We start from the raw sequence: 5899 nt of genomic DNA on the forward strand, positions 1-5899 counted from the left end.
GCGGTAGGCTGACCGCCGTGTCGACCGAACCCCTCGCCTCGGGCGAGCCCGACCGCGCGCTGCGCCTGCTCTGGCGCGACCGACTGGGCCAGCCCGTCGGCTCGAGGGGCCCGAAGCAGCGCACGAGCGTGGACGCCGTCGTCGACGCCGCGATCGCCATCGCCGACGACGAGGGCATCGAGGCGCTGTCGATGCGCCGGGTCGCTGAGCGCCTCGGCCTCAGGCCCATGTCCGTCTACACCTACGTGCCCGGCAAGGCGGAGCTCATCGACCTCATGGTCGACCGAGTGGCCGGAGAGCAGCCGCTGCCCGAGCCGGGCGGCTCCCTGCGAGCGCGACTCGAGCAGGTGGCCCGCCTGACGTGGAACGAATTCCTGCGGCATCCGTGGCTGCTCTCGATCGACACGAGCCGTCCGCCGCTCGGTCCCAACGTGTCGGACCGGTGGGAGTGGAGCCTCCGCGCGATCGACGGACTGGGGCTCTCCGATGTCGAGCTCGACCGGGTCATCACGCTCGTGACCGCGTTCGTGGTCGGCCCCGCCCGGGCGTACGTCGACGCCGAACGGCTGCACCGCGCCTCCACCGAGAGCGACGAGGAGTGGTGGGAGCGCAACGCCCCCGTGCTCGATCGGGTCGCCGAGCCGGGCCGCTACCCCATCGCGGCACGGGTCGGACGGGCCGTGAAGGCGCACGACGCGTCGGGCGATCCCGAGCGCGCGTTCTCCTTCGGGCTGGCGCGCGTGATCGACGGGATCGAGTCCTACGTGGCCGGCCGCGCGAGGCCGGGCCTCAGCGGGCCGGCGGCTTCATGATGGCGCCCGCCGCGAGGCCCAGCACGATGCCGGCGGCGAGCCACAGCCAGAACCCCGTCCACAGGCTGACCCCCACGCCCACGATCGTGCCCACCACGAGCCCGACGATGATCTGGGTGCGGCGGGCGGAGCTGCTCGATTCGGAGGCCATGCCCCAAGCCTAGGCGCGCTGGTCAGGCGGCTCGCGCGCGGTACTCGCGCACGTGCGCCACCTCGAAGACGAGCGGATGCGCCGACGTGTCGCGCGCGGCATCCGTCGGCAGTTCGTACACGTCGAGCATGAGCTGCACCGGGTAGTCGATCGACTGCTCGACGGTCTTCACGAGCCGGCCGTCGACGAAGAACCGGAGCCGGCCCGGCAGCCACTCGACGGCGTAGTCGTGGAACTCCGTGAGGTCGCCGTCGACCCGCACCTTCTCGAAGTCGAGCACCAGCCGGGGGTCGCGCTGGGGCTTCACGCCCACGCCGACGAGGGCGTCGTGCTCGCCGATCTCGCTGCCGAAGATCTCGAAGATGCAGATCTCGCCGCAGTTCGCGCCCTGGTCTTCGAAGCCGACGGGCCAGAGGGCGACCATGGCCGAGGGGTGCCGGATGCCGCGGGCGCGCGCCTCGATGACGCCGAAGTGCGGCAGCCACAGCCGCTCCTCGTCCTGAGCCTCGCGCACGACGAGCCCGGCGCGGAACCGGTGCTGGCCCACCGGGCTGCCGACGGGACCCGAGAACTGCCCGGTCTGCACGTGCGAGACGCGCACCTCGCCGTCGTACTCGGGCGACCACGGCGCCGTGTCGGCGTCGATGCGGAGCTTCAGCGTGCCGCCCGAGACCTCGTACCGGGCGCGGGTCGCCGCGCGGGAGCTCCAGTGCGGCGTGTAGTGGGGCAGCCAGCGGGTCTCGTCGAGGTCGTCGCCCTCGAACTGCTCGTCGACGACGAGCTCGTAGCCCGAGAGGTCGAGCGCGGCATCCGTCGTCATGGTCGTCAGATGAGGCCGAGGGAGCGCACAGCGTCGCGCTCCTCCTCGAGCTCGGCGACGGATGCCGCGATGCGGTGCCGCGCGAACGCGTCGAGTTCGAGGCCCTGCACGATGCGCCAGGCGCCGTCGACGGACTCGACGGGGAACGAGGAGACGAGCCCCTCGAGCACGTCGTACGAGCCGTCGGAGACGACGGCCGCGCTCGTCCACCCGCCGGAGGTGCCGTGCACCCAGTCGCGAACGTGGTCGATCGCGGCGCTCGCCGCGGACGCCACCGACGACGAGCCGCGCACCTCGATGATCTCGGCGCCGCGCTTGGCCACGCGCGGGATGAAGTCGTCGACGAGCCACTCGCGGAGGCCCTCGGGGCCACCGAGCCGGGCCTGGAGGAGCGCGGGGATCGACTGGCCTGCCGCCGTGGCGTGGGAGATGTCGGGGAACTGGGTGGCCGAGTGGTTGCCCCAGATCGTGACGTCGCGGATCTCGCCGACCGGGGTGCCGACCGTGGGAACGAGCTGCGCGAGCGCGCGGTTGTGGTCGAGCCGCGTGAGCGCCGTGAATCGGTCGGCCGGCACGTCGGGGGCGTGCGCCGCCGCGATGAGTGCGTTCGTGTTGGCCGGGTTGCCCACCACGACGACGCGGACGTCGTCGGCGGCCCCCGCGTTGATCGCCTCGCCCTGCGGGCCGAAGATGCCGCCGTTCGCGGCGAGCAGGTCGCCGCGCTCCATGCCTGCCGTGCGTGGGCGGGCGCCGACCAGGAGCGCGAGGTTCGTGCCCCGGAACGCCGCCGCCGCGTCGTCGAACACGTCGACGTGGCTGAGCAGCGGGAACGCGGAGTCGTGCAGTTCGAGCGCGGCGCCCTCGGCCGCCCGCACGCCCTGGGGGATCTCGAGCAGGTGCAGCCGGACCGGGGTGTCGGGACCGAGCATGGCGCCCGACGCGATGCGGAACAGCAGCGCGTAGCCGATCTGCCCACCGGCGCCCGTGATGGTGATGGTGACCGGCTTGACGCTCATGGTGCGAGCCTACGCCGAGGCACCGACGCGATCACCAGCCGAGCGATCCGGCGGCGCCCTTGAACGGGCCGGCGATGGCCGACGTGATCCAGCCGCCGTAGAAGTGCCCCGGCTGCGGGGTCACCCGTTCCCCGCCCACGGTGCACTCGTCGACCTGTCCGGCGTAGACGGCGACGCGCTCGGCGAGGACCTCGTACCCCGCCTCGGGCGACGGGTAGTTCCACGCCGCGCGCTCGGCGACCCTGKCGCCGCCCCGCACGTCGAGGTAGCGGGCGGCGCCCTTGAACTCGCAGAACGAGGAACCGTGCGCGGGCGTGAGCGAGAATGGGACGAAGGCGCCGATCGGCAGGTAGTAGACCGGCGGATGACTCGTCTCGAGCACCCGCACGACGTCGCGCGTGTCGACCACGCGTTCACCGCCCAGGTCGATCGTCACCCGCACGTCGACCGCCTCGACGCGCGGCGGCCGAGGATAGTCCCAGACAGATTCCTGGCCCGGTCGGATCGGCTCCGGTACTGGCTGCATTGCCGGAGGCTAGGCCTCCATCCTGTGAGCGGGCATCGGATCGACGCCGGCCGGGCGTCTGCCGAACCGGACAACGGCGCGGCGCGGCATCCGACCGCGGCATCCGCTCGTCGCGTACCGTGAGGTCATGAGAGACCTGTATCCGGAGATCGAGCCGCTCGAGACGGGCATGCTCGACGTGGGGGACGGCCAGCACATCTACTGGGAGGTGTCGGGCAACCGCGAGGGCAAGCCGGTGGTCTTCCTGCACGGCGGACCGGGCGCGGGAACCAGCTCGGTGCACCGCCGGCTGTTCGATCCCGAGCGGTACCGGATCGTGCTCTTCGACCAGCGCGGATGCGGACTCTCGATCCCGCACGCCTCCGAGCCAACCGCCGATCTCTCGGCGAACACCACGTGGCACCTCGTGGCCGACATGGAACGGCTGCGCCACCACCTCGGCATCGACCGGTGGCAGGTCTTCGGGGGATCGTGGGGCAGCGCCCTCGCGCTCGCGTACGCGCAGACCCACCCCGAGCGCGTCACCGAGATCGTGCTGCGCGGCATCTTCACCCTGCGCCGCCAGGAGCTCGACTGGTTCTACGAGGGCGGCGCCTCCGCGGTGTTCCCCGACCTGTGGGAGGAGTTCATCGCGCCGGTGCCCGTGCTCGAGCGCGCCCACCTCATCGAGGCCTACGCGCGCCTGCTGGCCGATCCCGATCCCGAGGTGCACGAGCCCGCCGCGATCGCGTGGGCGAAATGGGAGGGATCGACGATCACGCTGCTGCCGCAGGCCGACACCATCGCGCGGTTCACCGACCCCGAGTACGCCGTCGCGTTCTCGCGCATCGAGAACCACTACKTCCGCCACGGCGGCTGGTGGGACGAGGGGCAACTCATCCGCGACGCCCCGCGGCTCGCCGGGATCCCCGCGGTGATCGTGCAGGGCAGGTACGACATGTGCACGCCGCCCATGACCGCGTGGGACCTGCACCGGGCCTGGCCCGAGGCGGAGTTCCACATGATCGGCGACGCCGGTCACGCGTTCGACGAGCCGGGGATCCTCGATGCGCTGATCCGGGCGACCGACCGGTTCGGGCGGAGCCCCGAGGACGTGGCGCGCGACGGCGGCACGGGCGACGACGATCGCTACGACGACGACGACGATGATGACGACGACGCGTCCGACGCGGATGTCAACCCTTCGAGTGGAGAACAGGGCGAATCGGGGTCGGAAGACTCCGCGGGGTAGTTTCTGAGCATGACGTTCAACCCGAACTCCGACATCGGCGGCGGCAGGGTCTCCCGACGCGGCCGCAACACGGGCATCGCCGTCGGCGGCGGCCTCGGCGTGATCGCCCTCTTCGTGCTCTCGCAGTTCCTCGGCGTCGACCTCACGGGACTGGTGGGCGGCGGTGGCGGCGACCCGGCCGCGAGCGACAGCGCCCTCACCGAGTGCCAGACGGGGCAGGATGCGAACGAGCGCATCGACTGCCGCGTGAAGGGCGCGGCGGCGTCGCTCGACGCCTACTGGCAGCAGGAGTCGCCCGCCATCGGGCTCGACTACGCCAGCCCGCAGCCCATCGTGCTCTTCACCGAGGCGACGGGAACCGGCTGCGGCAACGCGTCGTCGGCGACCGGGCCGTTCTACTGCCCGCCCGACCAGACCATCTACATCGACACGAGCTTCTACGACCAGCTCGAGAGCCAGTTCGGCGCCGAGGGCGGCCCCCTCGCCGAGATGTACGTGGTGGCGCACGAGTGGGGGCACCACATCCAGAACCTCGCGGGCATCCTCGAGCGCGCACAGGATGGGGACACCGGACCCACCTCGAACTCGGTGCGCACGGAGCTGCAGGCCGACTGCTTCGCGGGATCCTGGGCGGCTGCCGCCTCGCAGACCGTCGACGAGAACGGGGTGCCGTTCCTCCAGCCGATCACGCGCGACCAGTACGCGCAGGCGATCGACGCCGCCGCGGCGGTCGGCGACGACCGCATCCAGGAGGCCACCCAGGGCCAGGTGAACCCGCACTCGTTCACGCACGGCACGAGCGAGCAGCGCGTGAACTGGTTCGAGACGGGCTACGAGCAGGGCGCGGGCGCCTGCGACACGTTCTCCATCGACGGCTCCCAGCTGTGAGGGGGCGGCCGTGATCGCCCGCCGCATCGGGCGCATCGTGCTCTGGGCGGCGGCGGTGGTCGCGCTCGCCGTGGTGGTGTTCCTCGTCTGGGCGCACACGGTGTTCGCCGGGGAGCGCCCCGAGTCGCTGAAGGCGTGGACCGATTCCGAGATCACGATGCGGCACACCGAATCGTCGTTCGTGATCGAGCCGGCCGACGGCGGCAGCGACGTCGGGCTCGTGTTCATCCCCGGTGCCCGCGTCGACCCGTCGGCCTACCTCTGGAAGCTCAGCGGCATCGTCGCCGAGACCGGCGCCACCGTGGTGATCACCGAGCCCACGCTGAACCTCGCGTTCTTCGACCAGCGGCCGCTCTCGACGTTCACGTCCGAGGCGCCCGACGTGTCGCAGTGGTACGTGGGCGGGCACTCGCTCGGCGGCGTGCGCGCCTGCCAGCTCGCCGAGGCGGGCACGG

General features: G+C 72.0%; 8 protein-coding genes. 4 read left to right on the top strand and 4 right to left on the bottom strand.

Going from position 1 to position 5899, the window contains the following annotated elements:
* The first annotated feature begins 17 nt into the window (after positions 1-17).
* On the top strand, positions 18-812 hold the full coding sequence (locus AC1DY2_RS13990) for a TetR/AcrR family transcriptional regulator C-terminal domain-containing protein (protein ID WP_476762985.1): 795 nt from the start codon (positions 18-20) through the stop codon (positions 810-812).
* Here the strand turns inward: AC1DY2_RS13990 and AC1DY2_RS13995 are convergent.
* From AC1DY2_RS13995 to AC1DY2_RS14010, 4 genes are read right to left on the bottom strand one after another with little or no spacing between them, the layout of a single operon-like run.
* On the bottom strand, positions 790-963 hold the full coding sequence (locus AC1DY2_RS13995; protein WP_476762986.1) for an HPP family protein: 174 nt from the start codon (positions 961-963) through the stop codon (positions 790-792). The genes AC1DY2_RS13990 and AC1DY2_RS13995 overlap by 23 nt on opposite strands.
* Before the next feature lie 22 nt (positions 964-985).
* Positions 986-1783 (bottom strand): glycoside hydrolase family 16 protein, encoded by a 798-nt coding sequence (locus AC1DY2_RS14000; protein ID WP_476762987.1) that lies wholly within the window; start codon positions 1781-1783, stop codon positions 986-988.
* A gap of 5 nt (positions 1784-1788) precedes the next feature.
* A complete protein-coding gene (locus AC1DY2_RS14005) occupies positions 1789-2799 on the bottom strand; it encodes a malate dehydrogenase (RefSeq protein ID WP_476762988.1) in 1011 nt (336 codons plus the stop codon).
* Positions 2800-2830: 31 nt separating this feature from the next.
* The gene (locus AC1DY2_RS14010; protein WP_476762989.1) at positions 2831-3325 is read right to left on the bottom strand and encodes a DUF427 domain-containing protein; all 495 of its coding nucleotides are present in this window, start codon (positions 3323-3325) and stop codon (positions 2831-2833) included.
* Between the two features lie 127 nt (positions 3326-3452).
* Between AC1DY2_RS14010 and pip the strand changes: the two genes are divergently transcribed.
* The 3 genes from pip to AC1DY2_RS14025 form a co-directional block, all read left to right on the top strand.
* Positions 3453-4556 (top strand): prolyl aminopeptidase, encoded by a 1104-nt coding sequence (gene pip, locus AC1DY2_RS14015; RefSeq protein WP_476762990.1) that lies wholly within the window; start codon positions 3453-3455, stop codon positions 4554-4556.
* 9 nt (positions 4557-4565) lie between these two features.
* Positions 4566-5444 carry a KPN_02809 family neutral zinc metallopeptidase gene (gene ypfJ / locus AC1DY2_RS14020; RefSeq protein WP_476762991.1) on the top strand — a complete coding sequence of 293 codons (879 nt, stop codon included), beginning with the start codon at positions 4566-4568 and terminating at the stop codon, positions 5442-5444.
* A gap of 10 nt (positions 5445-5454) precedes the next feature.
* Positions 5455-5899 (top strand): alpha/beta hydrolase (locus tag AC1DY2_RS14025; RefSeq protein ID WP_476762992.1); only part of this gene is annotated, 445 nt, incomplete at its 3' end.

This window comes from Agromyces sp. P1_H4 (assembly GCF_056405255.1).